Here is a 24,806-nt window from a genome sequence, read left to right on the forward strand (position 1 = left end):
CGCCATGCGCAGCCCCATGGAAATCCCGCCTTGGTGGCGCTACGTTCCGTTGCCAGACTTCCGACATCGCCTCTCTGAACGGCGCCTGAACCTTTCGCTCAGGAGCAGTTCAGCGGACCCTTGGCATTCCGGCCGTGTATGCCGCGCGGGACGGAGCAGTGCGATGTCAGCGACGACTTTTGAGGGAACACATCCGATGTTGAGAGACCTAGCGAACAGTGACGGCAAGAGCGGTGGCGTCGTTTCTCTTCTGAAAACGGTGGCTCTGGTGGTGACGATCGTGGGTGCGATCCCGACGGCCATCACGGCGTATCATGCGTGGCAATACAAGGTTCCGTTCACGAAGGTGCCGCATCGGCTTGCCCAGTACGACCTTTGGATGAAGAACCTCGATTGCCAGATCGAATACAAGGCGCTCGATACGGCACAGGGGACGAAGCTCGATGTGGGGGCGTGCCCGTCCACGGGCGATATCGCGATCCGCATCGAGTCGACCGACGGCAAAACGACGTACGAATGGATCGCCTACAACGAATTGCAGAAGCCCGGCGAGGAGCCGCCGACGAACCTGATCGATCTCTTTATCGGGGTTGCGCGCGCTGACACGGCGGGGCCGCCGAGCGTGAGGACGGCGCAGGCAATGGAAGTGGTGTGTCAGTCGCTCGTGACCAAGAACCAGCTTGTGCGGGTGGTGCGTGAAGGCGGCAAGTGCTTCCGCGAGGAGCTTTCGCCGATGCGGGGCTCCATCGACAAGCGCGAGGAAGTGCCGTGCGATACCCAGTGCACGGCGGGTTGAGCCCGCTGGCGATGCTCGGTTAGGGCGGATCGAAAAACAACAGCCGCGGACGGGTGGGCCCGTCCGCGGCTATTTTTATCTCGGGCGGTGCCGATCTGCCGGGCTATTTGTTGCCCTGCATGAGCGCGCCCCAAGAGCCGGGCGCCGCGCCCTTCTTCGCCTTTTTGGCCGGGCGGCGGGGCTTCGACCTGGCGGCGCGCTTCGGCGGCTGGGCGGCGGGGGCGGGTTTCGCTGCCGGGACCGCGGTTGCGGCGGGTTCGTCGGGCGTTTCGATGGCGGCTGTCGACGGGTCCTGCGGGATGAGGCCGGTCGTGGATTTCGGTGCCGTGTCCGCGGTGGCGAGGCGGGGCGACACAATGGCCTTGCCGTCGCTCTCGATGACGGCGTTCTGGGGCACGATGTGCGAGAAGCCCCACGGGCCCGTGACCGCGCAATCGCTGCTGCAGTCCTGCTTCACCTCCAGCGAGCCGCCGGCGGGGACGGTGTGGACTTTCTGCTCGGAGCCGGTGGATACGCCGATGGTGAAATCCTTGTCGGACGTGTTCTTGACGGTCAGCGCGCCGACGGGGATGGCCGCGCCCAAAAGCACCGCGGCGGCGGCGACTACGCGTGTCATGACGCTCATGGTCGTCTCCTTGTCGTCTCGTTTCCGGCAGGCGCCGCCCCTTTGCGGAGGCCCTGCTGTTGCCGCCGCGCCGGGGGCGGACGGGACATGAACGCCAGGGTAAACGATTCAACGTTAACGAGTTGCTTAAAATTGCTATTATTACCCGTCATCCTCCCGTCTTATTCATTTGACTCGAAATGATAATTTCACGGACTCCAACCCCGACCGCGGAACGGGCCGGGGGCTGAGCGTATGGCTGGACCGATTTCGGTCAGCGGTTGTCGGTGAGAGCGACGAACTCGGGATCTTCCTGCGCGCGCCGTTCGAACGACAGGAAATCGTAGTAGCCGCAACGGCCTTTGCCGGGGAAGCTGCGGCAGACGGAGGGGCGGGCCTCGTAGATCGTGCAGCAGCGTTTCGTGGTATCGAAGAAGCGGCAGATGGCGCCGTAATAACGGTCGCGTTTCCGCTTCATTGCGTACTTGCGGCCGTGGGCTTCGCGCGTGAAGGCGCGGCGGGCGGCTTCGAACGACAGTTTGTGATAGCGGGCGAGGCGTTCCACGTCGCGCTTATCGAGTGCGATGAGCGGATAGGAGCAGCAATAGCCGGGGCATTTTCTACAGTCGTACTGCACGGAAGCGACGCGACCCTGTTGCGCGCACCGCTATGTTTCGGGGGCGCGTGTTACGTCCGGATGCCGCCGGTTCGAACCCAAGCGGCGCGAGGCGGGAAAGGATATGCCTCTGGCTCCCGGCTGTGTTAGCGCTCCGCTTCGCGGGCGGCAATGGCAAACCCTGCATGATACAGGGCTTTGTCTCAGCTTTGCCGCAACCCTTGCGTCCCCTTGGCCACAACGAACGCCAAAGTGCCGGCGGTGCCGAGCGCCTCCGCTGGCTTCCGGACATACTTTCTCCTTTAATAGCCGCCCAATATATCCGTACCCGTATTTTATCGAGGGATCCCGGAATGGTCGACCTGACGCGTCATGAGCGGCAAGGGGAAACGCCGGTCAATCCCTACAGCCTGCTCGAAGCCGTCAACAATTCGAGCCATACGGCGCACACGGCGTGGCTGATCTTTCTCGGCGTCATGGCCTATCTCACCATCGCGGTGGCGGGGGTGACGCATAAGGATCTTCTGCTCGAAACGGCGGTCTCGCTGCCGATCCTGCAAGTCGACATTCAGCTTCGTCAGTTCTTCCAATTCGCGCCCGTCGTGCTGGTGCTGATGCACGTGGGGCTGGTGTCGCAGCTCGCCCTCCTGGCGCGCGAGACGTTGGAGTTCGACGCGGCGATCCGGCTGATCGAGGCGACCGACAAGCGCACACATCCCTTGCGGCTCGAACTCAACAATTTCTTTTTCGTGCAGGCGATCGCGGGTCCGCACCGAAGCCGCGTGATGAGCGCGTTTCTCTACGCCATGAGCTGGACGACGCTTGTCGCGCTTCCCGTTCTGCTGCTGCTCTATGTGCAGGTCGTGTTTCTGCCCTACCACGACGCGGGCATCACCTGGATCCATCGCGCGGCGCTGATCGCGGATGTCGTGATGCTGATTTCGATCGGCGTGTTCCTGCTTCGCGCGGAGGCGTCGTTTCCGCAGGCGCTGATGCGGAGCACGCGGGCGCATCCGGTCAGCTTCGTCGTGACGACGCTGGTGCTGCTGTTCGTGGGGTTGTTCTCGTTTCTGTTCGCGACCGTGCCGGGCGAGGCGCTGGATCGCTTTACGCAGCGGACGTTCGGCCTCGAAAGCGACGACAACCCAAGCGGGCGGGCCCGCCTCGTACGCGGCTATGCGGTGCCGATCCTGGCATCGGGGCCGGATGGGGCGCTGCTCGGCATCTTCAAGCGCAACCTCGAAGTGATGGATACGGACCTCGTGCTCGACAGCGCGCAACGGCCGGGCGAGCCGAGCCTCAATCTGCGTGGGCGGGATCTCAGGTTTGCGAAGCTCGACCGCTCGGATCTGCATCAAGCGGATTTTACGGGAGCGGACCTCACGGGCGCTTCGCTCGCCGGGGCCGATCTGCGCGGGGTATGGATGCAATGCGCGGACATCATGCGCCTCGTCGTCTCGGCGGATCGAGAGGGAGCGGATTGCACGCGGGCGCGGCGGGCGACGTTCACGCGCGCGCGTCTCGACGGAGCCCATCTCTCGGGCATCGATCTTACGGGGGCGAATTTTTCGGAAGCGCGCCTCGAAGGCGTGACGCTCGGCTATGCTCTGATGCCGGGCGCGAACTTCTCGTCGGCGCGGCTCGACAAGGCGGACATGAGCGGAGGCGCAGAAGCGCAGGGCGCCAACTTCCTTATGGCCAGCCTTCAAGGCGCGGACCTCACGGGCGCGCAGCTTATGGGCGCGGATTTTTCGCACGCGGACCTGATCGGCGCAGTGATGAGCTTTGCCGTGCTCGATCTCGCGATCCTCAAGGATGCGAAGCTCGACGGCGCGGTGCTGTATCGTGCGTCGCTGATCGGGGCGGACGTATCGGGCGCGAGCACGGTCGGGACGGATCTGCGTGAAGCGAAGGTGTGGCGCACGCTGCCGCCCTCGGCGGACCCCAATGGGCTGGCGGACTTTACGGGCGTCGCGATTGCGCAAGCGACAGATGGGGATGTGGCGGAGATTAAGGCGCGGCTCGCGCGGGTGCAGAGCAGGCGGGTGCGTGCGCGCCTTGAGGAGAGGGCGGCCGCGATTGCGGACCTCGGCGAAGGCGCGCGGTGGACGTCGACGGCGGATTACCGGCAATGGCAGGGGCTGGCGTCGGTGGGCACGCGCTGGGATGGGGACATCTACCGGCAGTCGATCACCGACTATCTCGTGCAGCTCTTGTGCCGGCCGCGGTGGAGCAACGGGGCGGTGGCGACGGGGGTTGCGCGGCGCGCCCAACGGCAGGAGTTCCGCGGAGATCTGGGGCAAGTCTATGCGCGGCTGAAGGCTGCGTCGTGCCCGGCGTCCGAGACCGTCGGGCCCAAGGTGCTGCGGGATCTCTCGACGGCGGCGGATGTGGCCCACGGCGGCTGAGGCGGGTTGCGCGCCCGGCGTGGGAAGCATAGAACATAAGCGGAACTTGAATCGGACGCGCCGGGTTTTCGCAAGAGCGTGCCTCGTCGTCCGCCGCCTCTTCGTGGGAAGAGCGGCGGCGAAGCGGTTGAGAAATCGCTGGATAAGGCTACGGCCCCGCTGCCCTTCGGGCTTCGTAAGCGGATAGGGTGCGTGCAACTCGTCGAGTCGCGGGCGTGGAGCAGGGACGCTTCGCGCTGCGTGCAGCATACAATACAGGGAGTGGCGATATGGCCGGATCGGTCAACAAAGTGATCCTGATCGGAAACCTGGGGCGTGACCCCGAGATCCGCCGCACGCAGGACGGGCGTCCGATCGCCAACCTCCGGATCGCGACCAGCGAAACGTGGCGCGACAAGTCGAGCGGCGAGCGGCGCGAGCGGACGGAATGGCATTCCGTCGTGGTGTTCAACGAGAACCTGTGCCGCGTGGTCGAGCAGTACCTCAAGAAGGGCGCGAAGGTTTACATCGAGGGCCAGTTGCAGACCCGCAAATGGCAGGATCAGCAGGGCCAGGATCGCTACAGCACGGAAGTGGTGCTGCAGGGCTTTAACGGCACGCTGACGATGCTCGACGGGCGCTCTGGTGGTGGTGGCGGCGGTCTCTCGGAGAGCGGGCAGTCGGATTATGGCGGCGACAGCGGCGGGTTTGGCGACAGCGAGCCTCGCCGTAGCAGTGGCGGTGGCCGCAGCAGCGGCGGAGGCGGTTCGAAGGGCGGCGGCGGTGGCGGCTCGTTCGACGACGAGATCCCATTCTAGGCAAGCGCGACACAACAGCAGTCGTCTGCAATCCCTCCCTTCCTCAACTCCCAAACAAGGGGCAGGGAAAAGGGAGAGATGTCCCGTTCATTCGTTAGGAGTCGGAGCTCTGCGGGTGGCGGCGATGCTGCTGCTCCTGGCGCTTCTTCGCGCGGCGGCTGAGATGCGGCTCAGAGGCGCGCTTCGATGCGGGGTGTATGGGCGCGGCCGGTTGTTCGCGGGCGGCTTCGCGCTCGTGAGCGGGCTCTTCGACCATCGGTGGGGTGGGTGCGCTCGCCGCGTTTTCCTTCTGTGCGGTCTTGCGGGATGGGTCGTCATCGGGGGCGGTCGAGGCTTCGGCTGAGGGGGCGTCGGCGATCAGCAGCCGTCGAATTTCGATGCCCATGATGGCGGCGACGCCGCCGACGACGAGGCCCACGAGAATTGCCGCGCCGCCGTCAGCGAAGCGGGAATCCCACGCGTACGAGAGAGCGATGCCGATTGCGGCGATGACGAGCCCTGTGAGGGCCGCCGTCGTTTCGATGCGTGTTGCGACGAACACGGGCGATGCGGCTGTGGTGGTCGTCAGACGTTCGTCTTGTCCGCCGAAGTTTCTCGCGTGGAGTTTCACGCGGACATATGCTGCAACGGTGAGCGCGAACGCCACGGCGAGGGCCGTGTAGGCATTCTGCGACCGCAAGAGAATGCGCGGCGCGTCCGTGATCTTGCCGACGCCTTCGTAAACGGCAACGCCTGCCGCGAGCGAAAACAGAATCAACGCAGCGACGAAAGACCAGAAGAAGAGATCGCCGCAGGTCGCGGATGCGTGCGTCGCGCGTTTTGCGCGGGCAAGACCGACAAGCATGAGCGCTTGGCTGCTTGCGGCGGCGAGAAAGAGGACACCGAGGGCGGCGAGGGCCGCGGAACCCGTCGATGCGGCGGCCCAGAGCGTTGCGGCGGCGCTCGTCACGCTGGCGACCGATGCCAGCAGAACGACGCTTTTGGAGCCATCTGCGGTCATCGGTCGGTCTCCGTTGCGAAACGCGGATGCGGTGTTGCCACGTCCGCGTTTCGCTGTTCGATTACGGCGTTGTAGCGGGCTGTCCGGGTGCGGCTGGTGCAGCGGGCGGCTCGGGTGCAGCAGGCGCGGCCGGCGGCTCCGGCGCGGCGGGGGGTTGAGTGGCCGGAGCAGGCGTGGGTGCAGGCGTCGGCTCGGGTGCGGTCGCTTCGTTCACGGTGTCCTTGGCGCCGTCGTAGGCCTCGGAGACGGCTTCCTTGGCCTTCTCGTAGGCTTCCTGCGTCTTCTGCTTCGCGTGGTCGATGGTCGGCTGCGCGCGCTCGATCGCATCCTTGGTGGCCGCGCGCGTCTTGTCGCCGAGTTCTACGGCCTTCTCCTTGGCGCGGTCGAGGAGCGACTTCGCGGGCTTGCGGCGCTGGAAGTCGGGTGCGGCGGCGAGCGTTTCCTTGGTCACGTCCGGAAGCGAGACCGTGAGGGCGCCGTCCTTTTCTTCGAACTTGAGGGAGGCGAGGGCGACGCCGACCTTCTTCTGCGCGAAGCCGAAATATCCGCCGGTGCCGAGCACGACGCCAACAATCTGATTCTCGTCGTTGACGATCAGATCCTCAAGCTCGCCGAGAATGAGGCCTTCGCTGCCGTGAACTTTTGCGCCGATGAGATGATCGCGGGCGAGGTATTCGTTTTCTGTCTGGGCGGCCAGGAACGTGGTGGGCTCCTGGGCGAACGCGACCAGGGACGCGAGAGGCGCCACGGCGAGGAGGCCGGCGGCGAGAAGCGAAACGTGTTTCATGGAGTGACTTTCCCTCAGGGCCGAAGACATGACGCCGAAACGTGAGGCGGCGCCCGTGCGCTTGCAAGCGCGAACCCTTGTGCATGGCACGGCAGATGGCGCGACTTTTTGACAGGCGGGGCCAAGATTTGCCGCGAGGCCCGGGAATCTGTCGATTTTCCGGCCTTTCGGCTGGGGAGGAGGGGGTGTTCCAGGGGCTCCGGCATTGCCCGAGCGAGGCCATGTCGGGTAAACTTTGCCCGAACGAACGAGCCGCGCGGATGCTTATCGCACCCCCTGTGGCCATAGCGGGATTCCGACATTGACCGATACCACCGATACGCCCGGCTCCGCGGGTCCGAGCGACATCCGGCCCATCCTGATCCAGGACGAGATGAAGCGCTCGTACCTTGAGTACGCGATGAGCGTCATCATCAGCCGTGCGCTTCCCGACGTGCGCGATGGATTGAAGCCCGTGCATCGGCGCATCCTCTACGCGATGCAGCGTCTCGGGCTCGACTGGAACAAGAAGCACATGAAGTCGTCCAAGGTGGTGGGCGACACGATGGGCGATTTCCATCCGCACGGGAACCTCGCGATCTACGATGCGCTCGTGCGCCTCGCGCAGGACTTCTCGATGCGCGTGCCGCTGATCGACGGGCAGGGCAACTTCGGTTCCGTCGATGGCGATCCGCCCGCGGCCGAGCGCTACACGGAGGCGCGGCTCGCGAAGATCGCGGGGCTGATGCTCGACGATCTCGAAAAGGAGACGGTCGACTTCAAGCCGAACTACGACGACCGGCTGCTGGAGCCGGTGGTGCTGCCCGCGAAGTTTCCGAACCTGCTGGTGAACGGAGCCGGCGGCATTGCCGTCGGTATGGCGACGAACATTCCGCCGCACAATCTGGGCGAAGTGATCGACGCGTGCATGCTGATGCTCGACAAGCCCGAGACGACGGTCGAGGAGCTGACGGAGATCATTCCCGCGCCCGACTTCCCGACGGGCGGGCTCATTCTCGGGCGCGCCGGTGCGCTTGCGGCTTATCACAAGGGACGCGGCTCGATCATCATGCGCGCCCGCGTCGAAGTGGAGGAAATCCGCAAGGATCGCGAGGCGCTGATCATCACGGCGATCCCCTATCAGGTCAACAAGAAGACGCTGATCGAGAAGATCGCCGACCTCGTGCGCGAGAAGCGTGTGGAAGGCATCGCGGATATCTGGGACGAGACCAACCGCGAAGGCATGAGGATCGTCATCGAGCTCAAGCGCGATGCGATTGCGGACGTGGTGCTGAACCAGCTCTGGCGCTATTCGGATCTGCAAACTTCGTTCGGCGCCAATATGCTGGCGATCAACGGCGGCAAGCCCGAGCAGCTCAATCTGCGCGACTTCATCGAGGCGTTTACGAGCTTCCGCCAGGACGTGGTGACGCGGCGGACGCGGTATCTGCTCTGGAAGGCGCGCGACCGGGCGCATGTGTTGGTGGGTCTTGCCATTGCGGTTGCCAACATCGACGAGGTGATCAAGCTGATCCGCTTCTCGCCCTCGCCGGCGGAAGCGAAGGCGCAGCTCATGGAGCGGCACTGGCCCGCAAAGGACATGGCGCCGCTGATCGCGCTGATCGCCGATCCGCGCCACGGGCTCGCCGACGACGGTACCTATCAGCTTTCCGAGGAACAGGCGAAGGCGATCCTGGAGCTGCGTCTTGCGCGCCTTACAGCGCTCGGGCGCGACGAGATCGGGGACGAACTCAAGAAGATTGCGGAAGAGATCAAGGAGTATCTCGCGATCCTTTCGTCGCGCCTCAGGATCGTGGACATCGTGAAAGGCGAGCTCACGGCGATCCGGGACGAGTTCGCGACACCGCGTAAGACGGAGATCGTCGACATCGAAGGCGAGGTCGACGACGAGGACCTGATCGCGCGCGAGGACGTGGTCGTCACGGTTTCGCACAAGGGTTATATCAAGCGCGTGCCGCTCTCCACCTATCGGGCGCAGCGGCGCGGCGGCAAGGGCCGCTCCGGTATGTCGACGCGGGACGAGGATTTCGTCACGCAGATCTTCATCGCCTCGACGCATACCCCGGTGCTGTTCTTTTCTTCGCGGGGCATGTGCTACCGCATGAAGGTGTGGCGCTTGCCGGCTGCCACTCCGCAGGCGTCGGGCAAGGCGCTGATCAACCTGCTGCCGCTGGCGCAGGGCGAAGTCATCACCTCCATTCTCCCGCTACCGGAAGACAAGGAGACGTGGAGCCGGCTCGAATTGATGTTCGCGACCAAGGGCGGCAACGTGCGGCGCAACGCGCTCACCGACTTCGAGAACATCAACCGCAACGGCAAGATCGCCATGAAGCTCGACGGCGAGGGCGGGGGCGACCAGATCGTCTCCGTCGCGATCTGCTCGCCGGAAGACGACGTTCTGCTGACGACGGCGCAGGGCCGGTGCATTCGCTTCCTCAGCAAGGACGAGGTGCGGCTGTTTAAGGGGCGCGATTCGTCGGGCGTGCGCGGTATCCGTCTCGACGACGGCGACGAGGTGATCTCGATGGCGATCCTGACGCACGTGGATGCGTCGCCTGCGGAACGGGGCGCCTATCTGAAACAGGCGTCCCAGATCCGCCGCAGCGAAAACGGCGAGGACGTGGAGGCGGGCGTCGAGGTGGAAGCCGAGGCGGACGAGGAGATCGAGGCCGTGGCCGATCTCTCGCCGGAGCGGTATGCCGAGCTTTCCGCGAAGGAGCAGTTCGTGCTCACCGTTTCGGAGCGGGGCTTCGGCAAGCGGTCGTCGTCGTACGAGTACCGGACGAGCGGGCGCGGCGGCAAAGGCATCGTCGCCATGGTCGTCAACGAGCGCAACGGCAACCTCAGGGCCTCGTTCCCGATCGAGGATACCGACCAGATCATGCTGGTGACGGACGGCGGCCAGCTCATTCGCTGCCCGGTGCACGATGTCCGTATCGCGGGCCGCAACACGCAGGGCGTGCGGATCTTCAAGACCGACGCTGAAGAGCGGGTGGTTTCGGTCGAGCGTATTCCCGACGACGGCGAGGACGAGAGCGAGAACGGCGCGGACGAACTGGGCGAAGCTTAAACCCGTTCGAGGCTGCCGGTTTCATTGGCTGGATCGTGCGATCACGGATGGACGCTCGCGAGGCAGGCGCTATAGTCTGCGTCGTGACGTTCCATCGTGGTGCGGGAGGCCGGTCATGCGCATCCTAACTCTTTGTTTGGCCGCAGTCCTCGTCGCGAGCCCGGCACTGGCCGACGACGAGGACAAGCTGGACTACGACGACTACCTCGACATGTCGGAGAGCCAGCGGGTCCAGTGGATGGGCGCGTACATCGAGTACTTCCTGCCCGAAGCCTCGGCCGAGCGCCGGGCGCGGATCCTGCCGGGAATGGCATCGTGCGTGGACGATTTCGACCACGACTTGCCCACGAGCTTCTGGATGTGGGCGGGAGTGTGCCTCGATCTCGCGGCCGAGAAGGTCGAATAGGCGCCCTCAAGCTGCTGCGGGCAGGGGCGCCGGTTTCCTGTTCAGGATCTCGGCGCGGGCGTGAGGGCGGGGGCGCTCCTCGTCTCCTGGCGTCTCTTGGCGGATCCGTGCATGTGCGTGAGTGCATCCGCGAGCGGACACTCGGCGGCGAGCGCTTCGAAATCCCGGCAGACGATGCGGTTGCGTCCCACCATCGAGATGAGCGCTTTGCTTCTCATCCGAGAGACGATGCGCGAGACGGTGTCGGCGTTGAGCGCGAGATGGTCTGCGATATCGGTCCGCGACAGCGGCATGTCGAATGTAATGCCGGCCGGGGTGGGCTGTCCGACACGCAATGTCAGCTCGATGAACAGCGCAGCCACGCGCTCGTCGCCGTTCAGGCCCGACAGCACCGCGTTGTGGAGTGCGAGGCGCGCGGCCTGTTCGATAAAGTGGTCCGCGATGGCGCGCGAAAGGCTGGGGTTCGTCTCGGTGCTTGTCTTTACGGCCGCGCCGCGCACGCGCCAGATCTCGCCCGACTCGGATGCGGCCGCAATCGCGGCGCCGTCGAGCGCGGGCATGGCGCGCGCGTGTGCGATGTCGCCCGGATAGAGAACGTTCAGGATCTGCTGGCGGGCATCGGGAAGCGTGGCGCGCGCTAGGAAGACCCCTTTGTGCACAAGATAAAGCGTCCCGTCCCCCTCGGTGGAGAGGACGAGCTTCTGGTATCGGCGCGTTGCAATGCGCACGGCGGGCGGCGCGAATTCCTCGGCGATGACGTCGGGGACGTGAGGCATAAAATGGATCGGGTTTGCGATTGTATCGGGTGATACTTCCGCTGGCTGCGTTTCGCCGCTTTGACTGCAATCAACAAAGACCCGGCGGTTTATTGATCTCAATCAACATCTTCGTGGCGTTGCTGCCACGCGTGAAAAGGATTGCTCCGCTCCCTGATGCCGATCAGCCTTGGCTGCGCATTGGCGCTCGTCGTCGCAGCGCGACACACCGCATGGTTTCGCCACTAGCAAGGGCCGGCGCGTATTTCCTGTCGGCCGAGGCGTGAGGCCGAGAAGGATTCAAGAATGATGGACACGAAATTTGGGCGCGCTCTCGCCGTCGCCGTGCTTGCGCTGAGCGCGACGGGTGGTGCCGCGGTTGCGGGCAGCGAGAGCGGAAACTTCATGGTGCGTTTGCAGGGGACGGTCGTCGATCCCGATTCGAGCGCATCGGTGAAAGCAGGCGGCGTGCCGCTCGCGGGGGCCGACGCGGAGGTGAGCACGGAAGTGATCCCGACCGCGACGCTCACGTATTTCTTCAACCGGAACCTTGCGATCGAACTGTTCTGCTGTTTTGCGCAGTTTGACGCGAAGGGTAAGGGCGCGATTGACGGTGTCGATCTCGGAGATTTCTGGGTGTTCCCGCCCGCGCTGACGCTGCAATATCACTTCGACAGCGTGGGCGGATGGAAGCCCTATGTGGGCGCGGGCGTGCAGTACATCCACTTCTTCAACGAGGGCCGCAGCAATCTGCCGGGCAGCCCGAAGATCGACCTCGACGACGCGCTGGGCTTCACGTTGCAGGCGGGCGTCGACATTCCGATCGGCGACGGCTGGTATCTCAACGCCGACGTGAAGAAGACCTGGATCGAGACGGATGCATCCTGGCGCGGGACCGGAATCACGGCGGGCGTCGACATCGACCCGTGGATCTTCAGCCTGGGCGTTGGCTATCGCTTCGACATCGGCAACGTGTTCGGGTCGAGGTACGAGGCCGCCGTTCTCAAGTAGAGACGGTCTGGTGGACGCATGACGTCTTCACGTTTCGAGGCCCGGCGCCCTGCCGGGCCTCGTGGCGTTTTGGGCCAGAGGCTGAGACCTTCCGCTTCGGCTTGCCCTTCCGCCTGCTGCGCGGCTAGATAGACCCATGAAGAGAACAGGTTTCTATTCGGGGTCGTTCGATCCCGTGACGCTCGGTCATACGGACATCATCGCGCGTGCCAGCCGGCTCGTGGATCGGCTGGTGATCGGCGTCGGCGTGCATCCCTCGAAGACGCCAATGTTCCCGACCGAGGAGCGCGTCGAAATGCTCGAAGCGGAGACACGCGCCATCGCGAAGGAGGCGGGCATCCCCATCGAGGTGGTGACGTTCTCCGATCTTGCGGTCTCGGCGGCGGAACGGCACGGCGCAAGCGTGATTTTCCGCGGCCTCCGGGACGGGACGGATTTCGACTACGAGATGCAGATGGCCAACATGAACGGCCAGATGCTGCCGACCGTGCAGACGGTGTTCGTCGCGGCTTCTCCCGAGGTTCGGCATATCGCGGCGAATCTCGTGCGGCAGATCGCGCAGATGGGCGGCGATGTGACGAGTTTCGTCTCCACGGGTGTGGCTCTCAGGCTCGCGACGAAATCGAAAGCGGACGCAAACGCAAAGGGATAGCGCTCGACGCCTGCCGGATGCCGCATAACGGGTTTCACCAAGGCTGGCGACAAAGGCTGGAGAAGCGGGGCCTGCGGGTTGCCCGGGGGGCCGCAACGGGCGATAACGGCGCTCGACAGGGGCTGGCCGGACCGTCTGCCTCGATATCTCAGCTCCAGGGAGCGTTCATGCAAACCTTCAAGTATCTGGCCGTGCTGATGCTGGCCGTGGGCCTCGCCGCCTGCAGCAACAACGCGCCGATTGCCCAGGCGAGCCAGGAAACGCAGACGGCCGGTAGCCTTGCGCCGACCGGCGGGACGGCCAACGATCCCTCGAATACGCTGATCATGGAACTCAAGACCGGCAAGGTGACGATCCAGCTTCGGCCGGATCTGGCGCCCAAGCACGTGGAGCGGATCAAGACGCTGGCGAGCCAGGGCTTCTACAATGGCCTCAAGTTCCACCGGGTGATCCCAGGCTTCATGGCGCAGACGGGAGATCCGCAGGGCACGGGTGCGGGCGGCTCAAGCCTGCCGGACCTGCCGGCCGAGTTCTCGGGCATCCCATTCGAACGCGGCACGCTCGGGGCGGCGCGCACGACCAACCCGAACAGCGCGAACAGCCAGTTCTTCATCTGCTTCACGCAGGCGCCCAATCTTAACGGCGAGTACACCGTGTTCGGCAAGGTGGTGGACGGGATGCAGCACGTCGACCAGATCGCAAAAGGCGAACCGCCGCCGAACCCCGACACCATCATAAAAATGTATCTCGCGACGGCCGCGCCCTGAGATCTGCGCGCAGCCTGCGGCGTTTCGTGCCGAGCCGCGCGGTTGCGCGCTCGCCGGACACGCTTACGTTCCCTTTTTCCAACTCAAGTCACAGCGGAGCAGCCTCATGGCAGAGATCACCGATCCCGAAAACACGCTCATCATCGAGACCACGCAAGGACGCGTCGTCATCGCCATGCGTCCCGATCTTGCGCCGGGGCATGTGGAACGCATCAAGACGCTTGCGCGCGCCGGGTTCTATGACGGCATCGTGTTCCATCGCGTGATCGACGGTTTCATGGCGCAGACGGGCTGTCCGCGCGGCACCGGGACGGGCGGCTCCGATCATCCGAACCTCAAGGCCGAATTCAGCCGCGAGCCGCATGTGCGCGGCGTGTGCTCGATGGCGCGTGCGGCGTCCCCCGACAGCGCCAACAGCCAGTTCTTCATCTGCTTCGACGACGCCACGTTCCTCGACGGAAAGTACACCGTCTGGGGCCAGGTGATCGAAGGCATGGACAACGTCGACAACATCAAGCGCGGCGAGCCGGTGCAGAACCCCGACAAGATGGTGTCGGTCAAGGTTGCGGCGGACGCCGCGTAACGGCGGCGCATGACGGGAGAGGGTGCGCGATGAGCTGGGCGCGGTGGGGTTCGTGGATCGCGGGCATTGCCGCGCTGCTCGGGGCGGCGGGCGTTGCGCTCGCCGCTGCGGCTGCACACGGCGGGGGTCATCCGTCGCTTCCCACGGCCGCAAACTTCCTCATCCTGCATGGAGCGGGTGCGCTGGCGCTCGTGGCGTCGTCGCGAGGGGCCGCCGCGCCGCGTGCTTATGTGCTTGCTGCAACGCTGATGGTTCTCGGTGTCATGTTGTTTTCCGGCGATCTCACGGCGCGGGCGATGGTCGGCGACCGGCTGTTTCCGTTCGCTGCGCCCACGGGCGGCGCGCTGCTGATCTGCGCGTGGCTCGTCGGTGGGGTGGCCGGGTTCGTGGGGGCGTTCGCTCGGCGGGGCTAGATTTTAGCGAGACCGACGATTCACGCTTCGGGCTGATAAGGCCCGAAGCGATCGTGGTCTTTTTAGCGAGACCGATGATTCACGCATCACGTTGATAGGGCGTGACGCGATCATGGTCTGTCCTCAAGAATACTTCGGTTCGCTGGAGGGATCGTCGGGTGGCGGCTCGATGGGCGGGTCCGCTTCGCCCGGCGGTGGGACGGGGTCCGACTGCGGGCCCGGCTCGGCCGGTTCCGGAGGTTTGGGCCGGTCCGGCGGCTGCGGCGGGCGCGTGGGGTCTTTCGGGTCGTCGGGAACGGTCGGATCGGTCGGCACGTGAGGCTCCGGGGTGAGCGTCGGGGTGCTCGAAAAACGCATCGTTGCCGCAGGGGTTCCGCGCGGTGCCTCCCTCGGGGTATGAGAGCGGCATGCGGACCGACCTTTTCGATTTCGACTTGCCCGAAGATCTGATCGCGTTGCGCCCGGCGGAGCCGCGCGATGGGGCGCGGATGCTCGTCGTCGATGCGTCGGGGTCACCTGCTTTAGCCGATCATGCGGTGCGGGATCTGCCGGACTTTTTGCGGCCCGGCGATGCGCTGGTGCTCAACGATACGCGCGTCATTCCGGCGGCGCTCGAAGGCGTGCGCATCCGGGGCGAGATGCGTGCGCGGGTTGCGTTCAATCTGTTGCAGCGGGTGGACGGCAACAGGTGGCGGGCGTTGGCGCGGCCCGCAAAGCGTTTGCAGCCCGGAGACCGTGTGCGGTTCGGCAAGGACGGCGAGGGCATGGCCTGCCTGCTCGACGTGCTCGACGCGACGGTAGCGGAACGGCGCGACGGCGGGGAAGTGGAACTCGCGTTCGACCTTTCGGGGCCGGATTTGGATCAGGCGATCCATGCGCAGGGTGAGATGCCGCTGCCGCCCTACATCGCGGGACGGCGCGCGCCGGATGCGTCCGACCGTACGCGCTACCAGACCGTCTATGCGGCGCGCGAGGGCGCGGTGGCCGCACCGACGGCGGGGCTGCATTTTACGCCGGAGCTTTTTGCGGCCCTCGAAGCGCGCGGCGTGTCGCGCCATTTCGTGACGCTGCACGTGGGGGCGGGGACGTTCCTGCCGGTGAAGGTGGAGGATACGGCAACCCACAAGATGCATGCGGAGGCGGGCGAGGTGTCGGCGGAGACCGCGGTCGCGCTGAATGCCGTGCGCGCGGCCGGCGGGCGGATCGTTGCCGTTGGCACGACGTCGCTGCGGTTGCTGGAGAGCGCGGCGGCGGAGGACGGGACGATCCGGCCTTATGCGGGCGAAACGGACATCTTCATCACGCCGGGCTATCGCTTCCGTGCCGTCGATCTTCTGATGACCAATTTTCATCTTCCGCGCTCGACGCTGTTCATGCTCGTCTCGGCGTTCGCCGGACTAGAGACGATGAAGGCGGCGTATGCCCATGCGGTGGGCTCGGGCTATCGGTTCTACTCTTACGGAGATGCGTCGCTGCTCTATCCGGCACCGCCTGCATCCGCGGTTCCCTACAAGGACAGTCATGACTGAACGTTTCAGCTTTCAATTGCTCGCGCGCGATGGGCTTGCGCGGCGCGGTGAGATCTTCACGCCGCGCGGCACGATCCGCACGCCCGCGTTCATGCCGGTCGGCACGGTGGCGACGGTGAAGGCGCTCTATCCCGAACAGGTGCGGGATGCGGGCGCCGATATCCTGCTCGGCAATACGTATCACCTCATGCTGCGGCCGGGCGCGGAACGCATGGCGCGTCTCGGCGGGCTGCATAAGTTCATGCGCTGGGAGAAGCCGATCCTGACGGATTCGGGCGGGTTCCAGGTGATGAGCCTTTCCAAGATCCGCAAGATCAACGAGGAGGGCGCGCTGTTTCAGTCGCACCTCGACGGTTCGCGCCACATGCTGACGCCGGAGCGCGCGATCGAGATCCAGTGCCTGCTCGGATCGGACATTCAGATGCAACTCGACGAGTGCATCGAGCTGCCGTCCGAGCGGCGCGAGGTGGAGCGGGCGATGGAATTGTCGCTGCGCTGGGCGGAGCGGAGCCGGCGCGCGTTCGAGGCGCAGCAAGCGAGTGGGGCCGCGGGACAGGGTCAGGCGATGTTCGGCATCGTGCAGGGTGGCACGGATGCGGAGTTGCGCCGGCGTTCGGCTGAGGCGCTCGTCGCGATGGATCTCGAAGGCTATGCGGTGGGCGGACTTGCGGTCGGCGAGGGGCATGACCTGATGCTTGCGACGCTGGATGCGACGCTGCCGTCGCTTCCCGAAACAAAGCCGCGCTATCTGATGGGCGTGGGCACGCCGCTCGATCTGATCGAAGCCGTGCGGCGCGGGATCGACATGTTCGATTGCGTGCTGCCGACGCGCAACGGGCGCCACGGGCTGGCGTTTACGTGGAACGGGCCCGTCAACCTGCGCAACGCGGTGCATGCGGAGGACACGTCGCCGCTGGACGAAGCGAGCACGTGCCCGGCTGCGCGCGATTATTCGCGGGCCTACCTCCATCACCTGATCCGCTCGGGCGAATATCTGGGCGCGATGCTGCTCTCGTGGGTCAACACGGCGTTCTATCAGGAGCTGATGGCAAGTATGCGGGCTGCCATCGAGGAAGGCCGGTTCGATGCCTGGGCCGAGGAGACGAAGGCGCGGATCGCGCGCAAATGAGCGCGGTCTCGGCTGCTGCTCGGCGCGCTATCTTCCGCGCGCGGCTTCCCGCTCGCGGTGGATGAGGTAGACGCCGGAGGCCACGATGATGCCCGCGCCCGCGAGCGTCCAGCTATCCGGCAAGTCGCCGAAGATCGCAAAGCCGAACGCGACCATGAAGAGAAGCTGCATGTAAAGGAACGGCGCGATGGAAGAGGCGGGTGCGCGCTGGTAGGCGTGCAGAAAGAGCCAGTGCCCCAGGCCGCCGAAGACGCCGAGCATGCCGAGCAAAATCCAGGCGAGCGCGCTTTCGGGTGCGTGCCAGCCCGCGAATGCGATGGGCGCGCCCGCGAAGGTGCCCACGAACATCGAATAGAAGAGCGTCACGAGCGGGCGGTCATAGCGAGACATGTAGCGCGTCAGCAGCATGAAGAGCGCATAGGCGAGCATTGCCGCGAAGGAATAGACGACGGCGGGGTGCACGGCGCCGAAGCCCGGACGCACGGCGACGAGCACGCCCGTGAAGCCGACCAGGATCGCCATGAAGCGTCGCCGGCCGACCCATTCGCCCAGCAACGGCCCAGCAAGAAGCGCGACGACGAGCGGGGCCAGGAAGACGATGGTGATTGCCTGGTCGAGACGAAGATGCTCGATGGCCATGAAGTTGAAGGCCGTCGTCGCGACCATCAGGACGGATCTGACGAGTTGGAGGCCGAGCTTGCTCGTGGTGAAGAGTGCGCGTGCGCTCATGATGCCGAAGGCCGGCACCAGCAGAAGCAGAGCCGAGAACTGGACGACGAAGCGGGCCCAGACCACCTGCGCGACAGGCAGGCCTTCGCGCGTGACCAGATATTTGGCGGTCGCGTCCAGCGCGGAGAACAGGACCACGGCCGCGATCATGAAGCCGATCGCTTCGAGGCGGCTCTGCCCTTCGGCGTCAACGGCTGTTTTGTTGCGGCTTTCTTGCATGATGGACCGGGGCTGGGCTGGCCATCTCTTAACCCACGGGGCCGGGAAAGCGACGCGGCATTTTTTCTGGTTTCGTACGCAAGTTGAGGGAGGCTTCGGATAAGGGGCCGGGTGCGGGTGGATGGCCGCGGCATTTGCCGCGGGCGCCCTTGGCGCCTGAGGCCCTGCGGGCCTGGGCGGTTTTGAGGTGGCGGTTGCGCACTGGGCGCGGCGCGCTGTTTTTGGTTTCGTACGCAAGTTGCGGGAGGCCTCGAATAAGGGGCCGGGTGCGGGTGGATGGTCGCGGCAGTCCATGCGGAGTGTGGCTCCGCCATGACCGCCGGGCGCCCTTGGCGCCTGAGGCCCTTCGGGCCTAGGTGTTGTGAGGTCGTGCCCCGAGCGCTGTTTTTTTGGCTTTGGGCCGGAAAAGAGGTTTGCACTTCTCTGGAAGCGCTCTAGAAAGCGGTCTCTCCATGATCGCCGCCTCAGGGATTTCTTCCAAGGCGGTCCGGGCCGGTAGCTCAGCGGTAGAGCACGTGACTTTTAATCATGGGGTCGAGGGTTCGATCCCCTCCCGGCTCACCAAACGTTTTCAATGCGTTACCGTCGCGCATTCTCAAAACAAAAGCGGAACGCAGAGGCGCTTAAAAGTCGGACGTCCGACCGCGTACACTGATGGCGTGCGCTTCTTCGCGTTTCGCTTACGGATGTGGATCCGACGGCACGCCGGTGAAGACGTAACCCGCTCCGTAGACTGCCTTGAAGGGCGGCGGGTGCCGGGTCACGGCTTCGATCTTGCGCCTCAGGCGCAGGACCACGGCATCGAGGTTGCGCGGTTCGCTCCCCTGACAAAGATCGCCGCGCTTTTGAGGAACGTGCGGGGCGGCCATCATCGGCTTGAGGAAGGCGATTTCTGTCGCGGTGAGCGGAACGGCGAGGCCGTCGGGCGTCAAGAGCTGCCAGTTCATTTCATCGAGGTGCCATGCCGGAGACGTGGGAACGGGTTTCGCGATCTGGGGGGCACGCAGGCGGCGCAGCAGGTTCCGGCAGCAGGCTTCGATCTCGCGCAGGGACGAATCCTTCACGAGATAGATGTCGGCCCCGACGCCCAAGCCGGCCAGCCGGTGGGCTTCGTCGTCGAAGGCCGTCAGCATGACGATGCCGACGGCCAGATCGTAGTGCTGGCGCGCGGCTGCGGCGACCGTGAAACCGCTGCCGTCGGGCAGGGCGAGATCGAGCAGGATCAGATCGGGCCGCGTGCGTTCGAGCAGTGCTAAGCTTTCGCGGCAGGTCGCGGCCTGGTCGACGAGGAAGCCGCGGCTGACAAGGTAATCGACAAGATCGATCCTGAGCGCCGGCTCGTCTTCGACGACCAGAACGTGGCCTTCATGCTCCATGGGCGGCACCGGGGCAGGTGATCGTTGCAACGGCGCCGCCGCCCTCGCGCGGGGAAAGCGTGATGGTGCCGCCATGGCGGGCAACGAGCTTGCGCACGGTGTAGAGGCCTAGCCCCATGCCGACGGTCCCGCGCGCGTTCGGCGCACGAAAGAACTTCTCGCCGAGGCGCATGCGATCCTCGTCCGGACCGAGGCCGACGCCGCGATCCATGACCGTGAGATGCATCCGCCCGCCGCTGGCGCGTAGCGAGACGTCCACCAAGCTGTCGGGCGGCGAATACTTGAGTGCATTGTCGACGATATTGGAGAAGATGATGCCCATCATCTTCCGATCTCCGGTAAAAGTGAGCTGCTTCGGCAGGTCAAGCACGACGCGGGGGGACGGCGCAAGAGATCTGATATCTTCGGCGAGATCGAAGCGTTCCGTACGTTCATGATCCGATCCGTGACGGGCGCGGATGAGAAATTGCTCGACGAGCGCGCTCATGCGCGATGCCGCGGAGCGAATCTGGGCTACTCGTCGTGCGTCGGAGGGGTCCGCCGATGCTTTCGCTTCGTCCAGGAGTTCGCTGGATCGGGAGACGATCGCGAGGGGCGTGCGCAACTCGTGGCTCAGCATCAGGAGCTGGGCACGTTCGTCGTCGATGCGTGTCAACAGCTCGCCCCGTAAGCGTACGCCGACCAGAATGGCCGTCATGACGCCTTTGACGAGGAACGACAGGAGGTGGAGGAGCAGATAGACCCCGACGAACGGGTTGGCGTCGAAAAGACCTCGCGGAGCGACGAGCCACACGACGAACCCCGACGCCGCGCACACGGCCGACACGACGCACCACCACGTGACCGTGACGCGATGCAAAACGACCGGAAGCGTTGTGTCGCGCACGAACATGAGCGCGCAGTACCCATAGCTCACCGCGCCCAACAAGGCGATGATCGACATGCGGAGCGTGACGTCCTCGGGCCGGAACCACAGCAGGAACGGCCAACTGATGCCGACTGTGGCCACGAGCGCGATCTGCAAACGGCGGGGGGCGGGCTGTCCCAGAAAGCGCGCAAACCCCTCCAGCATGAGGACGACGCTGACGGCGAGGAAGAGGTTGCCGAACCAAATGCCGAAGAATGGAGAGAAGGCGTGTCCTGCGACCAGCACGCCGAGGCCCAGGCCCCGGGCCGCGAACGTCATTGCCAACGGCAGCATGCCCGACACTTGTGGCTGGGCGCGCCACAGGAGGAGGCCGCACAGACAGAAAATCGTGTCTGACAGGATCGAGACAACGAAGATGGTCTTGGCATCCAGCATGCCGACGGATGCTTATGCGCTTCGCACGCAATAGCAAGATTCATTACGTTTAGCTTTAATAAGAATTGGTCAGATATGGAGAGGGTTGGAGTGTTTTTTGTGGATGTGCTTGGCGCTTGCTATCGTTTTATCGACGTTACTTGAATATTTCTGATGGCTTGGTGTTCGGAATCAGGTACGGGCGGATGCTGACAGTCGTTCAGTCGTTGCGCTTTGGCCGGCACATCCATGGTCTCGCTTCCTCATTGGTTTTCTGACCGGCGATGCCTCATTCTCGCCGCGGGCGCTGTTGGCGTCGCGATCCTGCTCGGCATTCTCGCAGCCTTCGGCGTCTACGATCTCGCCTTCCTTACGTTGCGTACCGTCACGGAACGGGGCTCCATCGTGATCGAGACGCGCTACAATCCGGTGGCGTTCGCCGTTTTCGGTGTTCTCGCCGCCATTACCTTTGGCGGTGCCCTCTTGCTCGCCAGATTCATCCGGCTGTGCGCTCGTTCCGGACCGCGCGCCTCCGTCGACGAGATCGCATCCGCGAGCGCGACGTTGGGGCGCGAACTCGCCAACGCGCTCGCCGTCATCCGCCTCGATCTCGCGAACAAGGAAACGTATGCCCGATCGCTCGCCAATGCGCAGGGCCGTCTTGCGGGACTGACAGAGGCCGATCAGGTACGGGTGGTCGTGAGCCTTCTGGTGGCCGAGAACGAGCGGATGCGCCTCGCCAGCGAAAAAGACAAGCATAAGCTTGAGGCCAGTGCGCAGGAGATCGACGCTCTCCAGGCCAGTCTCAGGGGCGCGGAGGAAGCGACGCTCACGGACCCGCTGACGGGAATCGGCAATCGCCGCCTCTTCAACGATGCAATGACAAAAGCGATCAAAGACAGCCATGCGCAGCGCGTGCCGCTCTCTCTCATCATGTGCGACATCGACCACTTCAAGCGCGTCAACGACATGTTTGGGCACGATGTCGGTGACGAGATCATCAGGGCGCTGGCGCGGGTGATCGAGACGAGCGTGCGCGAGACCGATAGCGTCGCGCGCTACGGGGGCGAGGAGTTTGCGATCATCCTGCCCGGAACCGAGCTCACGCGCGCCAAGGAAACGGCAGACCGCATCCGGCGGCAGTTCAGCGCGAAGAAGTTCGCGATCCGCAAGACCAACCAGAAGATCGGCCAGGTCACGGCGTCGTTCGGCGTTGCGGAGCACCGTCCAGGGGACGATGTGCAGGAGTTTGTGCGGAGGGCCGACGCCAAGCTCTACGAGGCCAAGGCCCGTGGCCGCGACCGGGTTGCGGATTTTGGGGAGCGCGGATGAGCCGTGCTCTCGTGAGTTTTCTATAAAACGGCGCCGGATCAAAGCATTGCGGAGCGTGTTGGAGCTGGCGACCGTCATGGCGGTCCGTTTCTCTGGGTGCGGGATGTGGCCGGGAGGCTTCCGCGCGCGGGGCCGAGCCGGAAGACGCCGCGCAAAAGAAAACGTTGCCGGCGCTCTACTTGCGGCCGTCACACGGCGCCATTAGGTTACGGCCTCAAGCGAGGCGGGGGCCCGCTCAAAGCCCCCGCGCCGATGCTCCGTCGTTCCCCGGTTCATTCCCCTACGGTTCCGTTCATCCGATCGTTGGGGAAGGCTGCGGACACGCGGGCGAGGACGAGAGGTTTTCGAGGAGGATTTCGTGCCGGAGAGCGCCAAGAACTGGATTGTGGAAACGGATTGGCTCGCGGCTCATCTCGATGCGCCCGATCTCATCGTGCTCGATGGGTCGTGGCATCTGCCGAACTCCGGACGGAACGCGAAGGACGAATATCTCGCCGAGCACATTCCGGGTGCGCTGTTCTTCGATATCGAAGATCTCGTCGACGAGAAGAACCCGCTGCCGCACATGCTGCCGCCGACGCCGAAGTTCGCATCCCGCATGAAGAAGATGGGCATCGGGGACGGGATGCGGATCGTCGTGTACGACACCTACGGTCTCTTCTCTGCTGCGCGCGTGTGGTGGACGTTCCGCGCCATGGGGCATCAGGACGTCGCGGTTTTGAACGGCGGCCTGAAGAAGTGGAAAGCCGAGGGGCGTCCGCTTGAGGATATGCGGCCTGTCGCGCGGACGGCCCGGCACTTCACGCCGCTGCTCAACAACGAACTCGTGCGCGATCTCGACGACATGAAGAGCTATGTCGCGCGGGGGAACACGCAGATCGTGGATGCGCGGCCGAAGGCGCGCTTCGAGGGCAGTGAGCCCGAGCCGAGGCCGGGTCTGCGCGCGGGACATATTCCGGGTGCGAAGAACGTGCCGTCTTCGAGCATTCTCAACGCGGACGGGACACTCAAGTCCAAGGACGAACTCCGGGCCGTGTTCCAGGAGGCGGGGATCGATCCCTTGAAGCCGGTGGTGACGACGTGCGGATCGGGCGTCACGGCTTCGATGCTATCGCTCGCGCTCAGTGTGATCGGGCAGACCAACGCGGCCGTCTATGACGGCTCGTGGGCGGAATGGGGCCAGGACAGCCTCGACACGCCCGTCGAGACGGGACCGGCTAAAGCGGATTGATCGCTGGCTGTCTTCCAAATCAATCTATTCAGCCGCCCGGTCCGTTCTGGCCCGGGCGGCTTTGGTTTTTAGTGCTGGATCGAGTTCGAGAACACGTTGACGACGAGGACGCCGGCGACGATGAGGCCGAGCCCGACGAGGGCCGGCGTGTCGAGCGTTTGCTTGAAGACGACGATGCCGACGGCGGAGATGAGCACGATGCCGAGCCCGCTCCAGATCGCGTAGGCGATGCCGACCGGAATGACCTTCAGCGAAATCGAGAGACAGTAAAACGATGCCGCATAGCAGATCGCCATGATGGCGGTGGGAAGCGGCCGGGTGAACTGTTGCGAGGCCTGCAGGAACGAGGTTCCGACGACTTCGAGGGCGATGGCGGCGAAGAGCGCGCCGTACGTCATCAGTGCAGGGTGCATGATTGGTCTCATAGTTTGGTTTCAGGGTCTCTCGCTTCGCGATTTCGGGAGAGTTTCCGGGTTTATACTGCCTCCGCGCCCGATATTATGAGCAGGGTTGGATTGCACGGAAACGCGGGGTTGGCGAGATGAAGAGACGCGTTTCGACGTTGGCGTCCGCCCTGGGTGCGTTCGCGATCATCTTTGGCGGTGCGCTTTTTGACATTGGCAACGTGCTGGCCGACGACGGAGAGCAGTGCCGTGACGATGCGGTCCTCGTGCTCGATTCGTCAGGCTCGATGGCGGGCACGGACATGAACTCGCTGACGCCGCACGTGGCGAAAGTGCGCGAGGCGCTGGCGGCGGTGGTGCCTGAGGTGGCGCCGCGGCGGAACCTCGGGCTTCTCGTCTACGGGCCGGGAAAAGACGCCCGCTGCGAGAACATCGATCTCAAGCTGCCGCCCGCGCCGAACAGCGCCGAGACGATCCTGGGCGAAGTGAACCGGGTGGTTCCGTTCGGCGAGACGCCGCTGACGGCTGCCGTGCGGGATGCGGCGGAGGTGCTCGAATTCCGCGAGAAGCCGTCCGTGGTGGTGCTGCTGACGGACGGCGAGGAAACGTGCGGCGGCGATCCCTGCCAGCTTGCCCGCCAACTGAAGGCGGAGGCGCGCAAGCTCACGATCCATGTCGTCGGCTTCAAGGTTGCGGGCTCGCATACGTGGCTGGTGCCGGAGAAGCGTTCCGCGTGCATGGCGGAGGAGACGGGCGGGCTCGCGCTCACGGCGGAGACGCGCGACGAACTGATCCAGGCATTGCAGAAGACGCTCGGATGCCCTCTGTTTTCGGAGGCCGCGCGGCGGGGCGGTGTCGCAGAGAGGTGAGGCGCCGTGTCTTCCGTCGCCTGTCATGCCGGCGAGTGGAG

The 24,806-nt window shown here is 64.8% G+C and carries 25 protein-coding genes and 1 tRNA gene; 16 read left to right on the top strand and 10 right to left on the bottom strand.

The features are described from left to right. Nucleotides 1-196: 196 nt before the first annotated feature. On the top strand, nt 197-796 hold the full coding sequence (locus tag W911_RS09615) for a hypothetical protein (RefSeq protein WP_023787350.1): 600 nt from the start codon (nt 197-199) through the stop codon (nt 794-796). A 103-nt stretch (nt 797-899) separates the two neighbouring features. On the opposite strand, the gene W911_RS17385 is transcribed toward W911_RS09615, so the two are convergent. Further along, a complete protein-coding gene (locus W911_RS17385; protein ID WP_023787351.1) occupies nt 900-1,421 on the bottom strand; it encodes a hypothetical protein in 522 nt (173 codons plus the stop codon). 253 nt (nt 1,422-1,674) lie between these two features. Next, on the bottom strand, nt 1,675-2,037 hold the full coding sequence (locus W911_RS09630) for a YkgJ family cysteine cluster protein (protein ID WP_023787352.1): 363 nt from the start codon (nt 2,035-2,037) through the stop codon (nt 1,675-1,677). Nucleotides 2,038-2,369: 332 nt separating this feature from the next. On the opposite strand from W911_RS09630, the gene W911_RS17390 reads away from it, so the two are divergent. Continuing rightward, entirely contained in the window at nt 2,370-4,424 is a 2,055-nt protein-coding gene (locus W911_RS17390) for a pentapeptide repeat-containing protein (protein ID WP_023787353.1), read from the top strand. 269 nt (nt 4,425-4,693) lie between these two features. Beyond that, nucleotides 4,694-5,221, top strand: coding sequence for a single-stranded DNA-binding protein (locus W911_RS09640; RefSeq protein WP_023787354.1), 528 nt, complete (start codon nt 4,694-4,696; stop codon nt 5,219-5,221). 94 nt (nt 5,222-5,315) lie between these two features. On the opposite strand, the gene W911_RS09645 is transcribed toward W911_RS09640, so the two are convergent. Both W911_RS09645 and W911_RS09650 read right to left on the bottom strand, forming a co-directional pair. Next, nucleotides 5,316-6,221: a cation diffusion facilitator family transporter gene (locus W911_RS09645; protein ID WP_023787355.1), complete on the bottom strand. Its 906-nt coding sequence runs from the start codon at nt 6,219-6,221 to the stop codon at nt 5,316-5,318. A gap of 61 nt (nt 6,222-6,282) precedes the next feature. After that, on the bottom strand, nt 6,283-7,008 hold the full coding sequence (locus tag W911_RS09650) for a PRC-barrel domain-containing protein (protein WP_023787356.1): 726 nt from the start codon (nt 7,006-7,008) through the stop codon (nt 6,283-6,285). A gap of 301 nt (nt 7,009-7,309) precedes the next feature. On the opposite strand from W911_RS09650, the gene gyrA reads away from it, so the two are divergent. Both gyrA and W911_RS09660 read left to right on the top strand, forming a co-directional pair. Further along, the gene (gene gyrA, locus W911_RS09655) at nt 7,310-10,078 is read left to right on the top strand and encodes a DNA gyrase subunit A (RefSeq protein ID WP_023787357.1); all 2,769 of its coding nucleotides are present in this window, start codon (nt 7,310-7,312) and stop codon (nt 10,076-10,078) included. A gap of 115 nt (nt 10,079-10,193) precedes the next feature. After that, nucleotides 10,194-10,484: a hypothetical protein gene (locus W911_RS09660; RefSeq protein ID WP_023787358.1), complete on the top strand. Its 291-nt coding sequence runs from the start codon at nt 10,194-10,196 to the stop codon at nt 10,482-10,484. Nucleotides 10,485-10,525: 41 nt separating this feature from the next. Here the strand turns inward: W911_RS09660 and W911_RS17395 are convergent, their stop codons facing one another. Further along, the gene (locus W911_RS17395) at nt 10,526-11,260 is read right to left on the bottom strand and encodes a Crp/Fnr family transcriptional regulator (RefSeq protein WP_023787359.1); all 735 of its coding nucleotides are present in this window, start codon (nt 11,258-11,260) and stop codon (nt 10,526-10,528) included. 288 nt (nt 11,261-11,548) lie between these two features. Here W911_RS17395 and W911_RS09670 point away from each other — a divergent pair, with 288 nt between their 5' ends. The 5 genes from W911_RS09670 to W911_RS09690 all read left to right on the top strand — a co-directional run bounded on the left by W911_RS09670 (nt 11,549) and on the right by W911_RS09690 (nt 14,665). Continuing rightward, a complete protein-coding gene (locus W911_RS09670) occupies nt 11,549-12,250 on the top strand; it encodes an OmpW/AlkL family protein (RefSeq protein ID WP_144083668.1) in 702 nt (233 codons plus the stop codon). Nucleotides 12,251-12,386: 136 nt separating this feature from the next. Further along, nucleotides 12,387-12,902 carry a pantetheine-phosphate adenylyltransferase gene (coaD, locus tag W911_RS09675; RefSeq protein WP_023787361.1) on the top strand — a complete coding sequence of 172 codons (516 nt, stop codon included), beginning with the start codon at nt 12,387-12,389 and terminating at the stop codon, nt 12,900-12,902. 326 nt (nt 12,903-13,228) lie between these two features. After that, nucleotides 13,229-13,669: a peptidylprolyl isomerase gene (locus W911_RS09680; RefSeq protein WP_244438665.1), complete on the top strand. Its 441-nt coding sequence runs from the start codon at nt 13,229-13,231 to the stop codon at nt 13,667-13,669. A 106-nt stretch (nt 13,670-13,775) separates the two neighbouring features. Then, nucleotides 13,776-14,252: a peptidylprolyl isomerase gene (locus W911_RS09685; protein WP_023787363.1), complete on the top strand. Its 477-nt coding sequence runs from the start codon at nt 13,776-13,778 to the stop codon at nt 14,250-14,252. A gap of 29 nt (nt 14,253-14,281) precedes the next feature. Then, the gene (locus tag W911_RS09690) at nt 14,282-14,665 is read left to right on the top strand and encodes a DUF423 domain-containing protein (RefSeq protein WP_023787364.1); all 384 of its coding nucleotides are present in this window, start codon (nt 14,282-14,284) and stop codon (nt 14,663-14,665) included. Nucleotides 14,666-14,788: 123 nt separating this feature from the next. Here the strand turns inward: W911_RS09690 and W911_RS09695 are convergent, their stop codons facing one another. Next, a complete protein-coding gene (locus tag W911_RS09695; protein WP_023787365.1) occupies nt 14,789-15,022 on the bottom strand; it encodes a hypothetical protein in 234 nt (77 codons plus the stop codon). A 50-nt stretch (nt 15,023-15,072) separates the two neighbouring features. Here W911_RS09695 and queA point away from each other — a divergent pair, with 50 nt between their 5' ends. Both queA and tgt read left to right on the top strand, forming a co-directional pair. Then, nucleotides 15,073-16,194 carry a tRNA preQ1(34) S-adenosylmethionine ribosyltransferase-isomerase QueA gene (gene queA / locus W911_RS09700; RefSeq protein ID WP_023787366.1) on the top strand — a complete coding sequence of 374 codons (1,122 nt, stop codon included), beginning with the start codon at nt 15,073-15,075 and terminating at the stop codon, nt 16,192-16,194. Continuing rightward, nucleotides 16,187-17,323, top strand: coding sequence for a tRNA guanosine(34) transglycosylase Tgt (tgt, locus tag W911_RS09705; protein ID WP_023787367.1), 1,137 nt, complete (start codon nt 16,187-16,189; stop codon nt 17,321-17,323). The genes queA and tgt overlap by 8 nt, the downstream gene beginning before the upstream one ends. Nucleotides 17,324-17,350: 27 nt before the next feature. Here tgt and W911_RS09710 read toward each other — a convergent pair whose 3' ends face one another. Continuing rightward, nucleotides 17,351-18,271, bottom strand: a complete 921-nt coding sequence (locus tag W911_RS09710; protein WP_023787368.1) for a DMT family transporter — start codon at nt 18,269-18,271, stop codon at nt 17,351-17,353. Nucleotides 18,272-18,760: 489 nt separating this feature from the next. On the opposite strand from W911_RS09710, the gene W911_RS09715 reads away from it, so the two are divergent. Beyond that, nucleotides 18,761-18,835 (top strand) — tRNA-Lys (locus tag W911_RS09715). A gap of 116 nt (nt 18,836-18,951) precedes the next feature. Here the strand turns inward: W911_RS09715 and W911_RS09720 are convergent. Further along, entirely contained in the window at nt 18,952-19,647 is a 696-nt protein-coding gene (locus W911_RS09720) for a response regulator transcription factor (RefSeq protein WP_023787369.1), read from the bottom strand. Further along, the gene (locus W911_RS09725) at nt 19,637-20,950 is read right to left on the bottom strand and encodes a sensor histidine kinase (RefSeq protein WP_023787370.1); all 1,314 of its coding nucleotides are present in this window, start codon (nt 20,948-20,950) and stop codon (nt 19,637-19,639) included. The genes W911_RS09720 and W911_RS09725 overlap by 11 nt, the downstream gene beginning before the upstream one ends. 228 nt (nt 20,951-21,178) lie before the next feature. On the opposite strand from W911_RS09725, the gene W911_RS09730 reads away from it, so the two are divergent. Further along, entirely contained in the window at nt 21,179-22,261 is a 1,083-nt protein-coding gene (locus W911_RS09730) for a GGDEF domain-containing protein (protein ID WP_023787371.1), read from the top strand. Nucleotides 22,262-22,619: 358 nt separating this feature from the next. Beyond that, nucleotides 22,620-23,492 (top strand): 3-mercaptopyruvate sulfurtransferase, encoded by an 873-nt coding sequence (sseA, locus tag W911_RS09735; RefSeq protein ID WP_023787372.1) that lies wholly within the window; start codon nt 22,620-22,622, stop codon nt 23,490-23,492. A 68-nt stretch (nt 23,493-23,560) separates the two neighbouring features. On the opposite strand, the gene W911_RS09740 is transcribed toward sseA, so the two are convergent. Then, nucleotides 23,561-23,890: a DMT family transporter gene (locus tag W911_RS09740; RefSeq protein ID WP_425277591.1), complete on the bottom strand. Its 330-nt coding sequence runs from the start codon at nt 23,888-23,890 to the stop codon at nt 23,561-23,563. 143 nt (nt 23,891-24,033) lie between these two features. Between W911_RS09740 and W911_RS09745 the strand changes: the two genes are divergently transcribed. Further along, the gene (locus W911_RS09745; protein WP_023787374.1) at nt 24,034-24,765 is read left to right on the top strand and encodes a vWA domain-containing protein; all 732 of its coding nucleotides are present in this window, start codon (nt 24,034-24,036) and stop codon (nt 24,763-24,765) included. Nucleotides 24,766-24,806: the final 41 nt, after the last annotated feature.

Origin of the sequence: Hyphomicrobium nitrativorans NL23 (assembly GCF_000503895.1) — a bacterium.
GTDB classification, from domain to species: domain Bacteria; phylum Pseudomonadota; class Alphaproteobacteria; order Rhizobiales; family Hyphomicrobiaceae; genus Hyphomicrobium_C; species Hyphomicrobium_C nitrativorans.

Coding starts and splice junctions, on each gene's coding strand:
- W911_RS09690 (WP_023787364.1), top strand. CDS start 14,282: ATGAGCTGGGCGCGGTGGGGTTCGTGGATCGCGGGCATTGCCGCGCTG.
- W911_RS09670 (WP_144083668.1), top strand. CDS start 11,549: ATGGACACGAAATTTGGGCGCGCTCTCGCCGTCGCCGTGCTTGCGCTG.
- queA (WP_023787366.1), top strand. CDS start 15,073: ATGCGGACCGACCTTTTCGATTTCGACTTGCCCGAAGATCTGATCGCG.
- W911_RS09615 (WP_023787350.1), top strand. CDS start 197: ATGTTGAGAGACCTAGCGAACAGTGACGGCAAGAGCGGTGGCGTCGTT.
- W911_RS09710 (WP_023787368.1), bottom strand. CDS start 18,271: ATGCAAGAAAGCCGCAACAAAACAGCCGTTGACGCCGAAGGGCAGAGC.
- W911_RS09685 (WP_023787363.1), top strand. CDS start 13,776: ATGGCAGAGATCACCGATCCCGAAAACACGCTCATCATCGAGACCACG.
- W911_RS17395 (WP_023787359.1), bottom strand. CDS start 11,260: ATGCCTCACGTCCCCGACGTCATCGCCGAGGAATTCGCGCCGCCCGCC.
- W911_RS09645 (WP_023787355.1), bottom strand. CDS start 6,221: ATGACCGCAGATGGCTCCAAAAGCGTCGTTCTGCTGGCATCGGTCGCC.
- tgt (WP_023787367.1), top strand. CDS start 16,187: ATGACTGAACGTTTCAGCTTTCAATTGCTCGCGCGCGATGGGCTTGCG.
- W911_RS09640 (WP_023787354.1), top strand. CDS start 4,694: ATGGCCGGATCGGTCAACAAAGTGATCCTGATCGGAAACCTGGGGCGT.
- W911_RS17390 (WP_023787353.1), top strand. CDS start 2,370: ATGGTCGACCTGACGCGTCATGAGCGGCAAGGGGAAACGCCGGTCAAT.
- W911_RS09650 (WP_023787356.1), bottom strand. CDS start 7,008: ATGAAACACGTTTCGCTTCTCGCCGCCGGCCTCCTCGCCGTGGCGCCT.
- W911_RS09730 (WP_023787371.1), top strand. CDS start 21,179: ATGGTCTCGCTTCCTCATTGGTTTTCTGACCGGCGATGCCTCATTCTC.
- W911_RS17385 (WP_023787351.1), bottom strand. CDS start 1,421: ATGAGCGTCATGACACGCGTAGTCGCCGCCGCCGCGGTGCTTTTGGGC.
- coaD (WP_023787361.1), top strand. CDS start 12,387: ATGAAGAGAACAGGTTTCTATTCGGGGTCGTTCGATCCCGTGACGCTC.
- W911_RS09745 (WP_023787374.1), top strand. CDS start 24,034: ATGAAGAGACGCGTTTCGACGTTGGCGTCCGCCCTGGGTGCGTTCGCG.
- W911_RS09740 (WP_425277591.1), bottom strand. CDS start 23,890: ATGACGTACGGCGCGCTCTTCGCCGCCATCGCCCTCGAAGTCGTCGGA.
- W911_RS09695 (WP_023787365.1), bottom strand. CDS start 15,022: ATGCGTTTTTCGAGCACCCCGACGCTCACCCCGGAGCCTCACGTGCCG.
- W911_RS09725 (WP_023787370.1), bottom strand. CDS start 20,950: ATGCTGGATGCCAAGACCATCTTCGTTGTCTCGATCCTGTCAGACACG.
- W911_RS09660 (WP_023787358.1), top strand. CDS start 10,194: ATGCGCATCCTAACTCTTTGTTTGGCCGCAGTCCTCGTCGCGAGCCCG.
- W911_RS09720 (WP_023787369.1), bottom strand. CDS start 19,647: ATGGAGCATGAAGGCCACGTTCTGGTCGTCGAAGACGAGCCGGCGCTC.
- W911_RS09680 (WP_244438665.1), top strand. CDS start 13,229: ATGGAACTCAAGACCGGCAAGGTGACGATCCAGCTTCGGCCGGATCTG.